1 protein-coding gene is annotated in these 383 nt (G+C 81.7%); it reads right to left on the bottom strand.

Translation table 11 applies throughout. The features are described from left to right. The coding region (locus tag ACAG20_RS21080) for a PGRS repeat-containing protein (RefSeq protein ID WP_370494006.1) at nt 1-383 on the bottom strand (383 nt) is incomplete at both ends.

Here is a 383-nt window from a genome sequence, read left to right as displayed (position 1 = left end):
AGCCAGCCGTTGGAGACCTCCACCGGCGGCGCGACGGTTCCGGTGATGCCGCCCGGCAGGGCGCCGAACCGGCCGACCGCCCCGTGGTCGCCGGCCCACAGGCCGGCGGTGCCGCCGACGCCGCCGAGGGCGGGCAGCCCTGCGGCGGTGGGGCCGTTGCCGGCGTCGCCGCCGTCGCCGCCGTTGCCCCACAGCCAGCCGCCGGCCCCGCCGTCACCGCCGGCGGCCCCGGCCCCGCCGGTCCCGCCGTCACCGCCGTCGCCGAAGATCCCGGCGGCGCCGCCGCTGCCGCCTGCCACACCGTCGGTGGTGCTGTTCCAGCCGGCGCCGCCGTCGCCGAACAGCCAGCCGCCGTCGCCGCCGTCGGGGTTGTCCTCGGTGCC

The organism is Mycobacterium sp. pW045 (genome assembly GCF_041287085.1).
Classification (GTDB): domain Bacteria; phylum Actinomycetota; class Actinomycetes; order Mycobacteriales; family Mycobacteriaceae; genus Mycobacterium; species Mycobacterium algericum_A.
Note: the sequence above shows the minus strand (reverse complement) of the source record. Positions and strands in the feature narration are given on the sequence as shown.